This is a genomic window from Aeromonas sp. HMWF014, from assembly GCF_963878295.1.
GTDB classification, from domain to species: domain Bacteria; phylum Pseudomonadota; class Gammaproteobacteria; order Enterobacterales; family Aeromonadaceae; genus Aeromonas; species Aeromonas popoffii.
The window spans coordinates 31041-31512 of sequence record NZ_CAWNYS010000011.1 but is presented as its reverse complement, the minus strand read 5'-3'; the positions used below and the strand labels follow the sequence as shown (position 1 = coordinate 31512).

Genomic DNA, 472 nt, shown 5'->3' with positions numbered 1-472 from the left:
TTTTCGATCGCGGTGACTAAGTTTGCCGCCAGATAACAGAGTTGAACAACGGGCGAGCATATCTTGCTTGCCGGTTATGTAATTGACTGATTTTATAGAGATTGGAAAGCATGAACGAGTTGAAGATCCTGGCCGTTGATACCGCCACCGAAGCCTGCTCCGCCGCCTTGCAGGTGGGTGACACGCTGTTCTCTCGCTGGGAAGAGGCGCCGCGGGATCACACCCGTAAAATCTTGCCCATGGTTCAGGCTGTGCTGGACGACGCCGGGATAACCTTGGGCGAGCTCGATGCCATCGCGTTCGGGCGTGGCCCGGGCTCCTTTACCGGGGTGCGGATCGGCATCAGCGTGGCTCAGGGGCTGGCGTTTGGGGTGGGCGTGCCGCTCATCGGCATCTCCACCCTGGCCGCCATGGCGCAAGGCGCCTATCGTCTCGACGGCGCCAAACAGGTGTTAACCGCCATCGATGCGCG

1 protein-coding gene is annotated in these 472 nt (G+C 60.2%); it reads left to right on the top strand.

Annotation, left to right across the window (positions count from 1 at the left end; all coding sequences use genetic code 11):
• Positions 1-110: 110 nt before the first annotated feature.
• On the top strand, positions 111-472 hold a 362-nt coding region (gene tsaB, locus AAC083_RS22710; protein WP_181364873.1), incomplete at its 3' end, for a tRNA (adenosine(37)-N6)-threonylcarbamoyltransferase complex dimerization subunit type 1 TsaB.